Genomic DNA, 17,443 nt, shown 5'->3' on the forward strand with positions numbered 1-17,443 from the left:
GGCATCCAGATACTGAGAAGGAATACCGTCAGTCTTGAGCCGCGCAAGGCGCAGGACAATTAAGCGTTTCTGACTTCTGAAATCATTGGAACTGAGCAATGGAACTGGCCCAACTGAAAATGGTGCGCGCCGTGGCACAAACCGGCAGCGTGGCCCAGGCCGCGCTGCAACTGCACTGCGTGCCGTCCAACATCACCACGCGCATCAAGCAGCTGGAAAGCGAGTTGGGCACACCGCTGTTTATTCGCGCAGGCCGTGGGTTGGCCATCAGTGCCGCCGGGGAAATCTTCCTCGATTACTGCGAGCGCATCCTGGCCCTGGTGGATGAGTCCAAACGCGCAGTGGATGCCAACGCCATCCCGCGCGGCACGCTGCGCATCGGTGCGGTGGAATCCAGCGCCAGCGGCCGCCTGCCGCCGCTGCTGGCCGAATACCACCGGCGCTACCCGGACGTCAGCCTGGAACTGGTCACCGGCGCCTGGGCGCAACTGCTCGACGACCTGCAACACCATCGCCTCGATGTGGCGCTGGTGGCCTCGGGCGGCAAGCGCGCCAAGCTCGAACACAGTGTGGTCTACAGCGAACGCCTGGTGCTGATCGCCAGCGCCTCCAGCGCGCCGATCAACAGTGCCGAAGACTTGGCAGGCCGCACCTTGCTGGTGTGGCCGCCCGGTTGTCCGTATCGCGCGGCGCTGGAGAACTGGATCAAACCGCACGCCTTCAAACCAAGCATCGCCAGCTATGCCAGTTGGGGCACCATCATTGGTTGCGTCAGTGCAGGGATTGGCGTGGCGTTGGCGCCGGAAGGCATCCTGGCCCGCTACGAGCAGGCCAATCAACTGGCCTCCTACCGGTTCGAGGAGTTGCAGGCCGTGGACAACCTGCTGTTCTGGCACACGGACACCCAGCGCCACCTGGCGCGGGATGCGTTTGCCGGGCTGCTGCGGGAGACGTTTGGCTAGTTGGCTTGCGGCGCCGCCAAGCGTGCGTACTGGTCCTGGCTGATCCAACCGGTGTAGGTATGCTCTTTGGCATTGGTGAACTCGACCTTGGCCCAGCCGTCCTTGAACGCCAGCACGCCGACCACATCGTCCTTGACGATATACGCGCGTTTGGCCGCTTCAGCGCCTGGTTTTTTCAGCAGGTAAGCCTTGTCGGCCGTCACGGTCACCAGGCCGATCCATTGCTTGCTGGCCGTTTGGGCCAGGTCCAGGCCGGTGGCTATTTCCGGCATCAGCACGCTGATGCAACCGGGATGCTCGCGCCCCTGCTCCACCGTCAAGGTCACGCCGTCGGAGGACGCTGCGACGCTGCCAGGGTAGGCCTTGTCTAGCCAGGTGGTGAGCGCTTCAGGCTGGCCTTGCAGGTAAAACGTGCAGCTGCGGGTCACACCCTCGCCCAGTTCTTCTGCGTAGTAGCCTTCGACCTGATGCTCAGGGGTGACCGCCAGCATCAATCCCTCGTATTTACCAGAATGCAGCTCAGCGGCACCTGCCAACGCGGGCACCAAGGCGCACAACGACAACACACTCATCGCTAGAAAACGGCTCATCTTATTTCTTCCCTTCCAATGCTTCGTAGGCCTTTTTGATACGGCTGTCGTAGTCACCGTAATCCTTGCCGTTATAGTTACGCGCCATGGCCACGTAGTCTTTATCTTTCATGGCCTTGATCAGGGCCGGGCTCTGGCTGCAAAAACCAATAAACGCTTTTAATTGGTTACCGGCATTGACCTTCAGGGCGGCAGCAAATTCAAACACCGTCTTGTAACCGCAGGAGGTGTAGTTGAACCCCATTATTTGAAACATGCCCCAGGACGCCGACATCAATGCCGCCTCCTGGTCCAGCGCAAACGCTGTGGCCATGGTCTCCCAGGCTTTGGTCTGGTCCTTGTTATTGACCTGCCACTGCGGCCCGGCCTTTCTCACGTAGATATAAGACAGCAGCGGGTGCGCCTGATCGTAGATGTGCTTGGTGTACTTGCGAAACAAGTGGCCTTCAAAGGCAATCACCGGCAACTTGGCCGGCCCGAACCCGGAACGCCCGCCGGATTCGACCGTGGCGAAAGCCTTGATGATATTCACCGAAATGCCGCTGCCCAACTGGGTGGCAGCGCTTTGAAAGTCGGTATCGGTCAGCGTCATGCCACCATCGCACGTGGCCTGGAGCATCAACTGGCGGTTACGCCGCTCGGCCTCGATGGTCGCGCGCATGCGCTCCAGGTACACATTGACCGTGGCCTGTACCGCATCGCCGCCGTTATTGCCAAACGCGTTGAGAAAGCTCGGAATGCGCATCGTCGGAAACGCCTTCACCGGCACTTTGACCGCCTCTTCTATCAGGCTATTGAAGGTTCGACCGGTCGGGTCGATCACGCCATCAGGATGCGCATACTTGAGGTGCCGGAACTGATACTGGCTGATGCACTGCACCAATTGCCCATCGCACTTACCGTTTTCGGCCAGCGCAAAACCCATCTTGGGAATGATCAGATTAAATAGATACTGGATGCACTGAACATCGGCGGGCAAGTTGCGCGCTTTACCCGGCGCGCCCACTGAAGCACTGATAAGACGGGGCAACCCTTGCAGGCTTTTCATCATGGACATCCTTGTTAGTTCAAGAAGTGATAGCACTTCAATATCAGCACCGCACACCTGTCATAACTTGAAACAAGTGGCTGGCGGAAACTAACAAGATGATTTTGGGTTGTCCAGTGGGCCACCTCAACGATGTGAGGCAGCCAGCAGGTGCGGCTATTTTTTCCGTTCCAGCGCCTCGAAGGCTTTTTGGATACGCCTGTCGTAGTCGCCATAGCTTGAGCCATTGTAATTGCGCGCCATGCCGGCAAAGTCCTTGCTTTTCATCGCTCTGAGCAAGGCTGGATTCTTGCGGCAAAAGCCGCAGAACGCCATCAATTGCTGGCCGGCGTTAAGCTTCAGTGCAGCCACAAACTCGAACACGTTCTTGTAACCACAGGCAGCAAAATTAAAGCCCATGACCTGGAACATACCGTAGGACGCCGACATCAGCGCTGCTGCCTGGTCCAACGTATAAGCATCGACCAGAGTCCGCCACGCAATCGCCTGGGTTTTATTGTTGGCTTTCCATTGCGGGCCAGCATTGACCAAAAAGGGGTAGGACAAAAAGGGGTAGGTCCTGTCGTACTTATGTTGAGTGTACTTGCGAAAGATATGGCCCTCGAAGGCGATAACCGGCATGTTGGCCGGCCCGAACCCGGATCGCCCACCAGACTCAACGGCGGCGAACGCCTTGATCAGGTTCACCGAAATACCGTTGCCCAGCGCTGCAGCCGCGCGCTGAAAATCAGCCTCGGTCAGGGCGATTTGACCGTCACAGGTGGGCCTGGTGACTAACGACTGGTCGGGAAGAACAACGGCATTGGCTTTGCCTGCATCGTCGACCAGGCTATTGAACGTCCGACCGCCCGGGTCAATCACCCCATCAGGTTTGCTGACCTTGAGACGATTCGCCTGATAGTCGCTGATGCGCCGCAACAACAGCGGGCCGCACTTTCCGTCCTCCACAAGGCGCGAAGCGGATTCTGGCGTGATCAGATTAAACAGATGCTGGATAAAGCGAACATCAGCAAGCACATTCTGCGCCTTGCCTGGGGCGCCGACTGAAGCACTGAGCGTTCTGGGTAAAACGGGAAGGCTGGGCATGGCAATCATCCTTGTTGATCAAAGGAGTGCCATCACTTCTTTACTACTCCAGCACAGGGTCGCTTACAAGAATGACGCTAGCAGGCCGCTGAAAGTTTTCCAGCACAACGCCGTCATCGCTGCGCAAAAAATGGCAGATGGGCGATTAAAACAATGTTTGATTTGAAACAGGAAGGGTAGAAACAAAGGAGAGCGTTATGGAGGCAACCCCACCAGCCACACCCCGGCACACAATGTTCCCGCTGTGGCTGCTGCCTTCCGGCTCTGACCAGGTTCACGGGTAATCGTTGCGGGGGGACCGATGGGGTCACCATAACGACGCTGGCCTCTCGGCAAGCCGCGCCATTGTACCGATCTCATCGGAACTTACAACCGTTGTTCCGGATTAAAAATATGAAGGGGCTCAAGCACTTGTCCACAACCTCGATAACCTGCCAGAACCTTGTGGGAGCCGGGCTTGCCCGCGATTGCGGTGCATCAGTTGGGGCATTCACTGGATGATGCACCGCAATCGCAGGCAAGCCAGCTCCCACATAGGGGTGGATTACTGTGCTTGTACGACTTCGTCGGCCCTGCCGCCCTCCTCCTGAATCACCAAGTGAATGAAATGCAGCTTGGCGATCACCGCCGGCGGCAACACAAAGGGGTAGAAATCCGGCTGGCCCATGCTGCGCGACAGTTCGTTGAGCATGCCGGCCAGTTCGATCCAGGCGTTGACGAACGACAGGAAGGCCGGGCCGCCAGGGTGTTCGGGGTCGTAGAGCGTGGTCAACGGGAAGGGTTGGTAATCCAGGTCCATCTCGCGGGCACTCATGCCAAAGCCCAGTGCGGTGTCGACGGCGTCCATCATGTGCAGGTAGTGAGCCCAGGTTTCAGCCCAGTCTTCCCAGGGGTGCATGGTCGCGTAGGCGCTGACACAGGTTTGCTGCCAGTCGGCGCGCGGGCCGTTCTGGTAGTGCTGCTCGAGTGCCTCGGCGTAACTGGCGCGTTCGTCGCCGAACAGGCTACGAAACGATTCAAGCCAATGGCTGTTGGCAATCAGCCGATCCCAATAGTAGTGGCCGACTTCGTGGCGAAAGTGGCCGAGCAACGTGCGATACGGCTCGCGCATTTGCACACGGACTTTCTCGCGATGGGCGTCGTCCGCTTCCTTGATATCGAGGGTGATCAGGCCGTTGGCGTGGCCGGTGGTGGGTGCGTTGCCTTCAAGGTCAATGCCGACGAAATCGAAGGCCAGGCCGCTGTTTTCGTCAACACTTTTGGGCACCACTTGCAGGCCCAGGCTGATCAGTTGCGCCACCAACCGGCGCTTGGCGGTTTCGACTTTGCGCCAGCGTTCGGGGTTTTCCGGCACCGATAAGTCGGGAATGGTGCGGTTCAGGCTGCACGCCACGCACAGCGTTGCGGTGCTGTGGGCAGGAATCAGCCAGTTGCAGGCGGCCGGGGTGTCGAGGTTGGCGCAGCGGCGGAAGGTGCCGGCGTCAAGGTTATCGTCCTGTAGCCATGTGCCATCGACTGGGCCGGGCTGTAGCGACGACAGCCGGCTTTGCTGGGGCTGATAGCCCAACAGCGCAGAACAGACCAGGCACTGGCTGTTGCGAAAGAACAGCGACTGGCCGCACCGGCACTGCCACACCTTGCTGCTGCGCGAGGATCCGGCCATGAACGGTGCGGCGATGCGCGTGCTGAGTTGCTCGAAGTAGCGGAACATGGCGATCTCTCCCTGGGTGACCAAGACTAGATCATTTACCGTGAAAGATCGTTCCCACGCTCTGCGTGGGAATGCCTGCGGTGACGCTCTGCGTCACGAGGTTCAAGAGCCGACGCAGAGCGTCCAGGGCTGCATTCCCACGCGGAGCGTGGGAACGATCGTCAGACGCTGATGTTGTGTTTGGCCAGGAAAGCGACGAAGGCCTCTTCGTCCAGCACCTTGAGGCCCAGCTCGGTGGCCTTGGCCAACTTGGAACCCGCGCCTGGCCCGGCAACCACGCAGTGAGTCTTGGCCGAGACGGAACCTGCCACCTTGGCGCCCAGGCTTTCGAGCTTGTCCTTGGCCACATCACGGCTCATCAGCTCAAGAGAGCCGGTCAGCACCCAGGTATGCCCCGCTTCCGGCAAGCCTTCGACGACCTTCTTCTCGCTCTGCCAGTGCATACCGAAGTCCTTGAGCTGCTGCTCGATGGCCAGGGCACGGTGGGCATTGTCCGGGTTATCAAAAAACTCGCGCACCGCCTTGGCCTGCTTCTCGGGCAACGCCTGGCGCATATCCAGCCAGTCGGCCTTGATCACGCCTTCGAGGCTGACGAACTTGTCGGCCAGTTTTTGCGCGGCGCCAGGCCCTACGCTGGGCACGTGCAGCTTGTCGAGCAGGCCGCCGAGGGTGGTGCTGGCGGCAAACTCGGCGCTCAGGTCGCCCTGATCCTGCAATTGCAGGCCGCATTCATCCGGCGACAGCAGCGCGCCAATCACCTCCTGGTTATGGCTGTCTTCAAAGAAGCTGTGAATCTCGTGGGCGACTTCAAGGCCCACGTCCGGCAAGTACGTCAGCACTTCCGGCAAGGCCTGCTGCACGCGCTCCAGGGACGCCAGCGAGCGCGCGAGCACCTTGGCCGTCTCTTCGCCCACGTCCGGAATGCCCAAGGCGTAGATAAACCGCGCCAGGGTCGGCGTCTTGCTGTTTTCGATGGCGGCAATCAGCTTCTTGCTGGAAATATCGGCAAAGCCTTCCAGGTCGATGATCTGCTCGTATTTGAGCTTGTAGAGGTCAGCCGGCGAGCCGATAAGCTTTTCATCCACCAGTTGCTCGATGGTCTTGTCGCCCAGGCCGTCAATGTCCATGGCGCGGCGCGACACAAAATGGATGATCGCCTGCTTGAGCTGCGCGCCACAGGCCAGGCGCCCGACGCAGCGGTAAACCGCGCCTTCGCTGACGGTTTCCTTGCCCTTGCTGCGCTTGACCAGTTGCGTGCGCTCCACATGGGAGCCGCACACCGGACAGCTTTGCGGAATGTGCACGGCGCGGGCGTTTTCCGGGCGGCGTTCGGTGACCACCGAGACGACTTGCGGGATCACATCACCGGCACGGCGAATGATCACGGTGTCGCCGATCATCAAGCCCAGGCGCGCCACTTCATCCATATTGTGCAAGGTTGCGTTGGACACCGTCACACCCGCGACCTTGACCGGCTTCAAGCGCGCCACCGGCGTTACAGCACCGGTGCGGCCGACCTGGAATTCCACATCGAGCAGCTCGGTCAGCTCTTCCATGGCCGGGAATTTATGCGCGATGGCCCAGCGTGGTTCGCGGGCGCGGAAGCCCAGCTCACGTTGCGAAGCAATGCTGTTGACCTTGAACACCACGCCGTCAATCTCATACGGCAGGCTGTTACGCCGCTCGCCGATATCGCGGTAGTACGCCAGGCAATCCTGAATGCCCTTGGCCAGCTTCAGATCATGGCTGATGGGCATGCCCCACTTCTGCAGTTGCTGCAGGTTACCGATATGGGTGTCGCTGATGTCGGTAGTCACGCCGTAGCAGCAAAACTCCAGCGGGCGGCTGGCGGTGATCTTCGAGTCCAGCTGGCGCAAGCTGCCCGCGGCGGCATTACGCGGGTTGGCGAAGGTCTTGCCGCCCACTTCCAGTTGCGAGGCATTAAGGCGCTCGAAGCCAGCCTTGGACATGAACACTTCGCCGCGCACTTCCAGGGTCGCCGGCCAGCCGCTGCCGTGCAGTTTCAACGGGATATTGCGCACCGTGCGCACGTTGACGCTGATGTCTTCACCGGTGGTGCCATCGCCGCGCGTGGCACCGCGCACCAGCTCGCCGTCCTGATACAACAGGCTGACCGCCAGGCCATCGAGCTTGGGCTCGCAGCTGTATTCCACCGCTGCGCCGCCGCCAAACAGATCGCCCACCGGCAGGTCGAGACCTTCGGTAACCCGGCGATCAAATTCGAGCATGGTGGTTTCATCAAAGGCGTTGCCCAGGCTGAGCATCGGAATCTCGTGCTTGACCTGAGTGAACGCCGACAGCGCCGCACTGCCAACCCGCTGCGTCGGCGAATCACGCGTCACCAAATCCGGGTGCTCGGCTTCCAGAGCCTTTAGCTCATGGAATAACCGGTCGTACTCGGCGTCCGGAATGCTCGGCTCGTCGAGGACGTGGTAGCGGTAATTGTGCTGATCCAGTTCAGCGCGCAGTTCGAGAATGCGGGTGTGGGCGGCGGTCATGGGTGTTCTCTCATAAAGCAAAAGAGCAGCCGAAGCTGCTCAATATGTTAGTGCACGGATTCTACAGGCAACGCTTAAGATCGAACCTCAGCGTTTCTGTGTCAGGGCGCGACGCTCGAACTCGACGATGCGCTGACGGTAATGCTCGATGGTCTGGGCAGTGAGCACGCTGCGTTGGTCGTCCTTGAGCTCGCCGTTGAGCTCTTGGGACAGTTTGCGCGCAGCAGCCACCATCACGTCGAACGCTTGTTTCGGGTGACGCGGGCCTGGCAAACCGAGGAAGAAGCTCACCGCCGGGGTGCTGAACAAGTCGATATCGTCCAGATCGAAAGTGCCCGGCTTGACCGCGTTGGCCATGGAGAACAGCACTTCGCCGTTACCGGCCATGCTTTCGTGGCGGTGGAAAATATCCATCTCGCCAAAGCGCAGGCCGCTTTCGAGGATATTCTGCAAGAGTGCCGGGCCTTTGAAGCCGGCGGCGTCACGGCAGATCACGCTGATCACCAAGACTTCTTCGGCAGCTGGCTGGTCGTTGACCGATTGGCGCGGCGCACTGGATGCCTTGCCGATATTTTCATCCGGGAAATCGTCGTCGCGGCTGCTGAAGCTCGGGCCTTCGTCGACGTCGAGGTTCAGGTCGCCCTGATGCGGCTCGGCGACGGCGGCACTGGCGCGCTTGCCACGCTTGGACGACGGCTCGCGGGCTTCACGCACCGGCGCACTCATCGACGGCAAGTCGTGCTCGTCCAGTTGTGGTTCTTTATGGTTATCCAGCACACGAGGCGGCCCCAGCAGCTCGGCGCTGCCGTCGTCGTCGGGCAAGTTGGACAGGTTACGGTCCAGACGGAATTTGAGCTTGCCCTTGCCACCGCGCATGCGGCGCCAGCCATCAAAAAGAATACCGGCAATGACAATAATGCCGATGACGATCAGCCACTCGCGCAGACCGATTTCCATGTAATCCCGTGCCTCTAATAAAAAATGCTGAAAAATAAGGGGTTTAGCAACGTCCAAACCGCTTTAAAACGTGGCGCCAACTCTATGTTCTGACTGACGTTTTGCCCACGCATACGAGGAATTGACAATAAACTAGCACGACCTTCGATAACTTTACACAGTTGGCGCGAAATGTATCGGTTTGCCATCTTTCGGCGACATGGGAGATCTCTTACGCAAGCCGCCAACTGTGAGCTACACACTGCAAGCTATAGCCTCACACACTTGCAGCTTGCAACTCGCCGCTAGGCGTCCACCATCGCCATCGCTTCTTCGACATCCACCGCCACCAACCGCGAACAACCCGGCTCATGCATCGTCACGCCCATCAACTGGTCGGCCATTTCCATGGCGATCTTGTTGTGGGTGATATAGATGAACTGCACGGTCTGGGACATCTCTTTCACCAACCGAGCGTAGCGTCCAACGTTAGCGTCATCCAGCGGCGCGTCAACTTCGTCGAGCATGCAAAACGGCGCCGGGTTCAACTTGAAGATCGCAAATACCAGGGCCAATGCCGTGAGTGCCTTTTCGCCACCGGACAACAAATGGATGGTGCTGTTCTTCTTGCCCGGGGGCCGCGCCATAATCGTCACCCCTGTATCGAGTAGATCTTCGCCCGTCAGTTCCAAGTAGGCGCTGCCGCCACCGAAAACTTTCGGGAATAACGCCTGTAAACCGCCATTAATCTGATCAAAGGTATCTTTGAAGCGATTACGGGTTTCCTTGTCGATCTTGCGGATCACGTTCTCCAGAGTGTCCAGCGCTTCGACCAGGTCGGCGTCTTGAGCATCCAGATAACGTTTACGCTCGGACTGTTGCTGGTATTCGTCGATGGCCGCCAAGTTGATCGCGCCCAGGCGCTGGATACGCGCGGCGATGCGCTCAAGTTCTTCTTCGGCGTCTTTTTCATTGGCCTGGGCGGTCAATGTATTGAGCACGCCGTGCAAGTCATAGCCGTCTTCAAGCAACTGGTCTTGCAGGGTTTTGCGGCGCACGGTCAGGGCTTGCCATTCCATGCGTTGCTGTTCGAGTTGGCCGCGAATCAGCTGGGATTGCTGCTCGGCCTGGGTCCGGCGTTTCTCGGCGTCGCGCAGTTCGCGGTCGGCGTCTTCCAGGGCGATTTGCGCGGTCTTGAGTTCATCGTCAACGGTCATGCGCTTGTCGAGCAACTCTTCGAGCTTAAGGCGCAACTCTTCCAGCGGCGCCTCGCCCTCCTCCAGGTTGAGGCTCAGTTGCTCGCGCTTTTCGGTGAGGCGTTCGGACTGCATCTCCAAACGCTCAAGCGCCTGCCGCGTGGAGGTGTGCTGGGCCTGCAACGAGCCCAGGCGCACGGCCAATTGGTGGGCGTGATCCTTGTGCTGACGGGCTTCCTGGCGCACGCGATCGAGGCGCTCACGCAGGCTGTCGCGCTGGGCCAGCAGCAGTTCGCGCTGCTCGGTATCCAGCGCCATGCTGTCGAGGGCTTCCTGCAAGTGCAGGCGCGCTTCGCCGATCTGCTCGTGTTCGAGGGCGCGCTGCTCGCCCATCTCGGCCACTTCTTCGTCAAGGCGGGTGCGGCGCAGGGTCAGTTGCTCGGCCTTGGCCTTGCTCGCCGACAGTTGGGCTTTCAATTCGCCTTGCTGGCGCGCTTCGTCCTGCAAGAGGCGGCGCAGGTGTTCGCGGCCAGTCTCTTGTTGACGCTGAGTGGCACGCAGGGTTTGCAGTTCGGTTTCCAGGCTTTCGAGGGTGGCCTCGCGTTCTTCGCGTTCGGCGCTCAGGTTGACGATTTCCTGGCCACGGGCCAATACGCCGCTCTCGGCCTCACTGGCGCGACGCACGCGCAGGAAGTGCCGGCCAACCCAGTAACCGTCTCGGCTGATCAGGCTTTCACCGGCGCCCAATTGGCCACGCTGGGACAAGGCTTGCTCCAATGATTCAACCGGTTTGACCTGGCCCAGCCACGGCGCCAGATCGATCGCGGCCTCAACCTTGTCGAGCAAACTGCCCGGCACTCGCGTGCCATCGACGGCGGGGCTGAGCAAACGCAAATCGCCCTGGGCAAAACCGGCCAGGTCGAAACCGCCAAAATCATCCACCAGGACGGCTTGCAGGTCGGCACCCAACACGGTCTCGACCGCCAACTCCCAACCCGCTTCGACTTTTAAGCCTTCGGCCAGGCGCGGGCGCTCGGCCAGGTGTTGGTCACGCAGCCATTCGGCGGTGCCGGTGCCTGGGTCCAGCGCTGCCTGCTGCAAGGCTTCAAGCGACGCCAGGCGCCCGTTCAGCCGCTGCAAATCGCCCTGGGCCTGCTGCTGGGCCTGGGTCGCCTGTTGCAGTTGCTGACGCAATTGCTCCAGGCGCTCCACTTGCTGTTCTTCGCTGGCCTCGAGCTCTTCCAGGGTCATTTCGCTTTCGGCCAGCTGTTCGCTCAACGCCATGATCGCCGCGTCTTCCGGGTCGGCGGCGAGCAACGCGCGCTCCTCCTGCATACGGCGCTGGCGCTCGGCCAGGCGCTCCATGCTGGTTTCCAGTTGCTGGATGCGCGATTGCTGCACCTCAGCCTGGCGGCGCGGCTCGGCGGATTGCAGGTTGAAAGCGTCCCACTGTTCCTGCCAGCCGTGCATGGTGGTTTCGGCTTCTTCCAGGGCGGCCGCGGCCTCTTCAGCGGCGGCGCTGGTGATTTCCTGCTCGGGCGTGAGCATGTCCAGCTCTTCGCCCAACGTCAGCAGCAACGTACGGTCGTGGCCCAGGTGCGACTCTGTTTCCAGCCGCGCGCGTTCGGCTTCTTTCAAATCGTCCTGCAACTGGCGCAGGCGCTGCTGGCCGTGCTGGATGCTCTGTTCGACCCGAGCAATATCGCCGCCTACCGAGTAGAACCGCCCCTGCACCAGATTGAAGCGCTCGGACAGGTCATGGTGACCGTCACGCAAGCGCTCGATGCTCGCGTCGGCATTACGCTGCTCGGCCACCAGCGCTTCGAAGCTGATTTCCTGGGTGCCAATGATCGCTTCGCGCTGGCCGACCTGATCATTCAGCGCCTGCCAGCGCAGGGCCGAGAGCTGCGCCTTGAGCTGGCGCTCCTCGCCCTTGTATTCCTGGTACTTCTCGGCCGCCTGGGCCTGGCGGTGCAGGCGTTCCAGTTGACGCTCCAGCTCTTCGCGCAGGTCGGTCAGGCGGGCGAGGTTTTCGTGGGTACGGCGGATACGGTTTTCGGTCTCGCGGCGGCGCTCCTTGTACTTGGAGATGCCGGCCGCTTCTTCGATAAAGTTACGCAGGTCTTCGGGCTTGGCTTCGATCAGCTTGGAGATCATGCCCTGCTCGATGATCGAGTAGCTGCGCGGGCCTAAGCCGGTGCCGAGGAAAATGTCGGTGATATCGCGTCGACGGCATTTGGTGCCATTGAGGAAGTAACTGTTCTGGCTGTCGCGCGTCACTTTGCGGCGAATCGAGATTTCCGCGTAAGCGGCGTATTCGCCAACCAGGGTGCCGTCGGAGTTGTCGAACACCAGTTCGATGCTGGCCTGGCTCACCGGCTTGCGGCTGGTGGAGCCGTTGAAGATGACGTCGGTCATCGACTCGCCACGCAGGTTTTTTGCCGAGCTCTCGCCCATCACCCAACGTACGGCGTCGATGATGTTCGACTTGCCGCAGCCATTGGGCCCGACCACCGCCGCCATGTTACTGGGGAAGTTCACCGTGGTCGGGTCGACGAAGGATTTGAACCCCGCCAGTTTGATGCACTTGAGCCGCACGTTTAGGCGCCCGCCAACGCAGCGATGACCAACGAGCTGCTGCGCTCGCAGTAGGCCGACAGTACCTGGCGGATCTGCGGCAGATCACGGGCGAGCACCGCCGCGAGCAGCTGCTCGAACAGTGCCAGGTACTCACTCATCTCCGCCTTGCGCTGGTCCAGGGCCAAGTAATAGGCACGGTTCATCGCCGGCTGCAGGTTTTCGACGGTTTCCTGCAAGTACGGGTTGTTGGCGAAGGGGTACGCGGCGCGCATCACACTGAAGCTTTCTTCGACGAAGGCACGCACGTCCTCACGTTCGAAACTGGTCATCAGGCGTTGCTGGATCTGCAGGAACGGCGCCATGTCAGCCTGGACCTTCCAGCCCTCAGCCACCGAATTGCCGAGCAGGATGTACAACTCGCCCATCAGCGTGCACAGGCTCTGCACCTTGTGCGCGGTGAGTTCGGTGACGTGGGCGCCACGGCGCGGCAGGATCGCGATCAGGTGGCGGCGCTCGAGGATCAACAAAGCTTCACGCACGGAACCACGGCTGACATTGAGTGCCAGCGTGACTTTCTGTTCCTGGATCCGCTCCCCAGGCTTGAGATCGCCGCGAATGATACGTTCGGCGAGGTGGTGAGCAATTTGCTCGGCGAGACTGTCCGGCGCCTTGAACGTCATGTTTTCCCTTCAAAATCTTCTATCGGTACAAGCGCGGCAGTGTAGCGCATTGGCTGGCTGATGGCGCTACGCCCACAGGCGCGAATTTGGCATGAAATAAGCAGCGATGAAAAGCCAAAAGCCAGCAAAAACACCGGTTCCAGAAGACTGGACCATAATTAAAAGTGTTGCGATCGCAATTTCTTGACCTTCTGGTCAGAAAATCGTTGACCGAAAAGTCAGACATGACTAGATTCGGCGCAAAGCGGTTAACAACAATAATGAGTCTGCGAGGCCTTCCGTGATCCAGTTTTTACTTAACCAGGAACTCCGTAGCGAGCACGCCCTGGACCCCAACCTGACCGTGCTCAACTATTTGCGCGAGCATTTGGGCAAATCCGGCACCAAGGAAGGCTGCGCCAGCGGCGATTGCGGTGCATGCACCGTGGTGGTCGGCGAATTGCACACCGACACTCAAGGCGCGGAGCAGATCCGCTATCGCAGCCTCAATTCCTGCCTGACGTTTGTGTCGTCATTGCACGGCAAACAGCTGATCAGCGTCGAAGACCTCAAACATCAAGGCCAACTGCACAGCGTGCAACAGGCCATGGTCGAGTGCCACGGCTCGCAATGCGGCTTTTGCACCCCAGGCTTTGTGATGTCGCTGTTTGCCCTGCAAAAGAACAGCGACGCCCCCAATAGCCAGAAAGCCCATGAAGCCCTGGCCGGTAACCTGTGCCGTTGCACCGGTTATCGACCGATCCTCGCCGCCGCCGAACAGGCCTGCTGCAACAAGCCGGCGGATCAGTTCGACAGCCGCCAACCCGAGACCATCGCCCGTCTCAAAGCCATCGCGCCCACGCAAACCGGTGAACTCAACAGCGGCGACAAACGCTGTCTGGTGCCGCTCACCGTTGCCGATCTGGCCGATCTCTACGACGCCTATCCGCAGGCGCGCTTGCTGGCGGGCGGCACTGACCTGGCACTGGAAGTCACGCAGTTCCACCGTGTGCTGCCGGTGATGATCTACGTGGGCAACATTGAAGAGATGAAGCGCATCGAGTCGTTCGACGACCGCCTGGAAATCGGCGCGGCTACACCGCTGTCCGACTGCTACAGCGCGCTGCACCACGAATACCCGGACTTCGGCGATTTGCTGCACCGCTTCGCTTCGCTGCAGATCCGCAACCAGGGCACGCTGGGCGGCAATATCGGCAATGCGTCGCCCATCGGCGATTCGCCACCACTGCTGATCGCGCTCGGCGCGCAGATCGTGCTGTGCAAGGGCAACACCCGTCGCACCCTGGCGCTGGAAGATTACTTTATCGACTACCGTGTCACTGCGCGCCAGGACAGCGAGTTTATCGAGAAGATCATCGTGCCCAAGGGCCACGCGCTGTTCCGCGCCTACAAGGTTTCCAAGCGCCTGGACGATGATATTTCCGCCGTGTGCGCCGCCTTCAACCTGAAGCTCGACAACGGTGTGATCAGCGACGCCCGCGTGGCGTTTGGCGGCATGGCCGCCACGCCCAAACGCGCGAAAAGCTGCGAAACCGTATTGGTCGGCGCCACCTGGAACGCCGCCACGGTGGAGAAAGCCTGCGCCGCCCTCGCCCAGGATTTCACCCCGCTGTCGGACTTCCGCGCCAGCAAGGAATACCGCCTGCTCAGCGCGCAGAACCTGCTGCGCAAATACTTCATCGAACTGCAAACACCGCACATCGAGACTCGGGTGACCGCTTATGTCTAACCATCACGCCGTCGTTAAAACCCAGGCCGAACTCGCCGAGCTGTTTGCCCAGGACCTGACCACCGGGGTCGGCCGCAGCGTCAAGCATGACAGCGCCGCCAAGCATGTCAGCGGTGAAGCGCAGTACATCGATGATCGCCTTGAATTCCCTAACCAGTTGCACCTGTATGCGCGTATGTCCGACCGCGCCCATGCGCGCATCATCAGCATCGACACCGCGCCCTGCTACGCCTTTGACGGCGTGCGTATCGTCATCACCCATGAAGATGTGCCGGGCCTCAAAGACATTGGTCCATTGATGCCCGGCGACCCGTTACTGGCCATCGACACCGTGCAGTTTGTCGGCCAAGTGGTGCTGGCCGTGGCCGCCCGCGACCTGGAAACCGCGCGCAAAGCGGCCATGGCGGCGGTGATCGAATACGAAGACCTGGAGCCGGTGCTGGACGTGGTCGAGGCCTTTCGCAAGAAGCACTTTGTGCTCGACAGCCACACCCACCAACGCGGTGATTCGGCGGGCGCACTGGCCACCGCGAAAAACCGTATCCAGGGCACCCTGCATATCGGCGGCCAGGAACACTTCTACCTGGAAACCCAGATTTCCTCGGTAATGCCCACCGAAGACGGCGGCATGATCGTCTACTGCTCCACGCAAAACCCCACCGAAGTGCAAAAGCTGGTGGCCGAAGTGCTCGACGTGTCGATGAATAAAATCGTCGTGGACATGCGCCGCATGGGCGGGGGTTTTGGCGGCAAGGAAACCCAGGCCGCCAGCCCCGCGTGCCTGTGCGCGGTGGTCGCGCGCCTGACCGGCCAGCCGACCAAGATGCGCCTGCCGCGTGTCGAAGACATGCTGATGACCGGCAAGCGCCACCCGTTCTATATCGAATACGACGTGGGCTTTGACGACAACGGCCGCCTGCACGGCATCAATCTGGACCTGGCAGGTAACTGCGGCTGTTCGCCGGACCTGTCCAACTCGATTGTCGACCGCGCCATGTTCCACTCCGACAACTCGTATTACCTGGGCGACGCCACCGTCAACGGCCACCGCTGCAAGACCAACACCGCGTCCAACACCGCGTATCGCGGCTTTGGCGGCCCGCAAGGCATGGTGGCCATCGAAGAAGTCATGGACGCCATCGCGCGCCACTTGGCACTGGACCCGTTGGCGGTGCGCAAGGCCAATTACTACGGCAAGACCGAGCGCAACGTCACCCACTACTACCAGACCGTCGAGCACAACATGCTCGAAGAAATGACTGCCGAGCTTGAAGCCAGCAGCCAGTACGCCGAGCGTCGCGAAGCGATCCGCCTGTACAACGCCCACAGCCCGATTCTGAAAAAAGGCCTGGCGCTGACGCCGGTGAAATTCGGTATTTCGTTTACCGCCAGTTTCCTCAACCAGGCTGGCGCGTTAATCCACATTTACACCGACGGCAGCATCCACCTGAACCACGGCGGCACCGAGATGGGCCAGGGCTTGAACATCAAGGTCGCGCAGGTGGTGGCTGAAATATTCCAGGTCGAGATCGACCGCGTGCAGATCACCGCCACCAACACCGACAAGGTGCCCAACACCTCGCCAACCGCCGCCTCCAGCGGTGCCGACTTGAACGGCAAGGCCGCGCAGAACGCTGCCGAAACCATCAAGCAGCGCCTGGTGGAATTTGCCGCGCGTAAGTACGACGTGAGTGAAGCGGACGTGGAGTTCCACAACGGCCATGTGCGCGTGCGCGATCAGATCCTGACCTTTGAGGCGTTGATCCAGCAGGCGTATTTCGCTCAGGTTTCGCTGTCGAGCACCGGCTTTTACAAAACCCCAAAAATCTTTTACGACCGCAGCCAGGCACGTGGCCGGCCGTTCTATTACTTCGCGTTCGGCGCGGCCTGCTGCGAAGTGATCGTCGACACCCTGACCGGCGAATACAAGATGTTGCGCACCGACATCCTCCACGATGTGGGCGCCTCGCTGAACCCGGCCATCGACATCGGCCAGGTCGAAGGCGGTTTTATCCAGGGCATGGGCTGGCTGACCATGGAAGAGCTGGTGTGGAACAACAAGGGCAAGCTGATGACCAACGGCCCGGCCAGCTACAAGATCCCGGCCGTGGCGGACATGCCCCTGGATTTGCGTGTGAAGCTGGTGGAAAACCGCAAAAACCCGGAAGACACGGTGTTCCACTCCAAGGCCGTGGGCGAGCCGCCGTTCATGCTCGGGATTGCTTCGTGGTGTGCGATCAAGGATGCCGTGGCAAGCTTGGGTGACTATCGCCATCAGCCGAAGATTGATGCGCCGGCGACGCCGGAGCGAGTGTTGTGGGGCTGTGAGCAGATGCGGCAGTTGAGCGCTGCAAAAACCGTTGAGACTGAACTGGCTTGATCGTTCCCACGCTCTGCGTGGGAATG

General features: G+C 60.4%; 12 protein-coding genes and 1 other RNA gene. 4 read left to right on the forward strand and 9 right to left on the reverse strand.

The window, feature by feature from the left end:
- The first annotated feature begins 98 nt into the window (after window positions 1-98).
- A complete protein-coding gene (locus HX790_RS08305) occupies window positions 99-962 on the forward strand; it encodes a LysR family transcriptional regulator (protein WP_017134792.1) in 864 nt (287 codons plus the stop codon).
- Here HX790_RS08305 and HX790_RS08310 read toward each other — a convergent pair.
- From HX790_RS08310 to HX790_RS08320, 3 genes are all read right to left on the reverse strand, one after another.
- A complete protein-coding gene (locus tag HX790_RS08310) occupies window positions 959-1,552 on the reverse strand; it encodes a hypothetical protein (RefSeq protein ID WP_169984919.1) in 594 nt (197 codons plus the stop codon). The two genes, HX790_RS08305 and HX790_RS08310, sit on opposite strands and share 4 nt — an antisense overlap.
- Window position 1,553: 1 nt before the next feature.
- On the reverse strand, window positions 1,554-2,600 hold the full coding sequence (locus tag HX790_RS08315; RefSeq protein WP_017134790.1) for an N-acetylmuramidase family protein: 1,047 nt from the start codon (window positions 2,598-2,600) through the stop codon (window positions 1,554-1,556).
- A gap of 156 nt (window positions 2,601-2,756) precedes the next feature.
- The gene (locus HX790_RS08320) at window positions 2,757-3,686 is read right to left on the reverse strand and encodes an N-acetylmuramidase family protein (RefSeq protein WP_017134789.1); all 930 of its coding nucleotides are present in this window, start codon (window positions 3,684-3,686) and stop codon (window positions 2,757-2,759) included.
- Here HX790_RS08320 and HX790_RS08325 point away from each other — a divergent pair.
- Window positions 3,685-3,852, forward strand: a complete 168-nt coding sequence (locus tag HX790_RS08325; RefSeq protein ID WP_017134788.1) for a hypothetical protein — start codon at window positions 3,685-3,687, stop codon at window positions 3,850-3,852. The genes HX790_RS08320 and HX790_RS08325 overlap by 2 nt on opposite strands.
- A 41-nt stretch (window positions 3,853-3,893) precedes the next feature.
- Here HX790_RS08325 and ffs read toward each other — a convergent pair.
- The 6 genes from ffs to HX790_RS08355 form a co-directional block, all read right to left on the reverse strand.
- Window positions 3,894-3,990, reverse strand: an RNA gene (gene ffs / locus HX790_RS08330) — signal recognition particle sRNA small type.
- A 240-nt stretch (window positions 3,991-4,230) separates the two neighbouring features.
- Entirely contained in the window at window positions 4,231-5,397 is a 1,167-nt protein-coding gene (locus HX790_RS08335; RefSeq protein WP_017134787.1) for a putative zinc-binding metallopeptidase, read from the reverse strand.
- A gap of 161 nt (window positions 5,398-5,558) precedes the next feature.
- Entirely contained in the window at window positions 5,559-7,916 is a 2,358-nt protein-coding gene (gene ligA, locus HX790_RS08340; RefSeq protein WP_017134786.1) for an NAD-dependent DNA ligase LigA, read from the reverse strand.
- An 87-nt stretch (window positions 7,917-8,003) separates the two neighbouring features.
- Window positions 8,004-8,873, reverse strand: a complete 870-nt coding sequence (gene zipA, locus HX790_RS08345; protein WP_017134785.1) for a cell division protein ZipA — start codon at window positions 8,871-8,873, stop codon at window positions 8,004-8,006.
- A 284-nt stretch (window positions 8,874-9,157) separates the two neighbouring features.
- The gene (smc, locus tag HX790_RS08350) at window positions 9,158-12,646 is read right to left on the reverse strand and encodes a chromosome segregation protein SMC (RefSeq protein WP_176991425.1); all 3,489 of its coding nucleotides are present in this window, start codon (window positions 12,644-12,646) and stop codon (window positions 9,158-9,160) included.
- 2 nt (window positions 12,647-12,648) lie between these two features.
- A complete protein-coding gene (locus HX790_RS08355) occupies window positions 12,649-13,308 on the reverse strand; it encodes a GntR family transcriptional regulator (RefSeq protein ID WP_017134783.1) in 660 nt (219 codons plus the stop codon).
- A 280-nt stretch (window positions 13,309-13,588) separates the two neighbouring features.
- On the opposite strand from HX790_RS08355, the gene xdhA reads away from it, so the two are divergent.
- Together xdhA and xdhB are read left to right on the forward strand one after the other, a co-directional pair.
- Window positions 13,589-15,037 carry a xanthine dehydrogenase small subunit gene (gene xdhA, locus HX790_RS08360; protein WP_176991426.1) on the forward strand — a complete coding sequence of 483 codons (1,449 nt, stop codon included), beginning with the start codon at window positions 13,589-13,591 and terminating at the stop codon, window positions 15,035-15,037.
- Window positions 15,030-17,417, forward strand: coding sequence for a xanthine dehydrogenase molybdopterin binding subunit (gene xdhB, locus HX790_RS08365; protein WP_017134781.1), 2,388 nt, complete (start codon window positions 15,030-15,032; stop codon window positions 17,415-17,417). Before xdhA ends, xdhB begins: the two co-directional genes overlap by 8 nt.
- Window positions 17,418-17,443: the final 26 nt, after the last annotated feature.

The sequence above is a fragment of the Pseudomonas sp. IPO3747 genome, assembly GCF_013385245.1.
GTDB classification, from domain to species: Bacteria; Pseudomonadota; Gammaproteobacteria; order Pseudomonadales; family Pseudomonadaceae; genus Aquipseudomonas; species Aquipseudomonas edaphica.

Excerpts from the sequence above, each read along its gene's own strand:
- xdhB (WP_017134781.1), top strand. The coding sequence starts at position 15,030 with ATGTCTAACCATCACGCCGTCGTTAAAACCCAGGCCGAACTCGCCGAG.
- HX790_RS08335 (WP_017134787.1), bottom strand. The coding sequence starts at position 5,397 with ATGTTCCGCTACTTCGAGCAACTCAGCACGCGCATCGCCGCACCGTTC.
- HX790_RS08315 (WP_017134790.1), bottom strand. The coding sequence starts at position 2,600 with ATGAAAAGCCTGCAAGGGTTGCCCCGTCTTATCAGTGCTTCAGTGGGC.
- HX790_RS08305 (WP_017134792.1), top strand. The coding sequence starts at position 99 with ATGGAACTGGCCCAACTGAAAATGGTGCGCGCCGTGGCACAAACCGGC.
- zipA (WP_017134785.1), bottom strand. The coding sequence starts at position 8,873 with ATGGAAATCGGTCTGCGCGAGTGGCTGATCGTCATCGGCATTATTGTC.
- HX790_RS08355 (WP_017134783.1), bottom strand. The coding sequence starts at position 13,308 with ATGACGTTCAAGGCGCCGGACAGTCTCGCCGAGCAAATTGCTCACCAC.
- HX790_RS08320 (WP_017134789.1), bottom strand. The coding sequence starts at position 3,686 with ATGCCCAGCCTTCCCGTTTTACCCAGAACGCTCAGTGCTTCAGTCGGC.
- HX790_RS08325 (WP_017134788.1), top strand. The coding sequence starts at position 3,685 with ATGGCAATCATCCTTGTTGATCAAAGGAGTGCCATCACTTCTTTACTA.
- HX790_RS08310 (WP_169984919.1), bottom strand. The coding sequence starts at position 1,552 with ATGAGCCGTTTTCTAGCGATGAGTGTGTTGTCGTTGTGCGCCTTGGTG.
- ligA (WP_017134786.1), bottom strand. The coding sequence starts at position 7,916 with ATGACCGCCGCCCACACCCGCATTCTCGAACTGCGCGCTGAACTGGAT.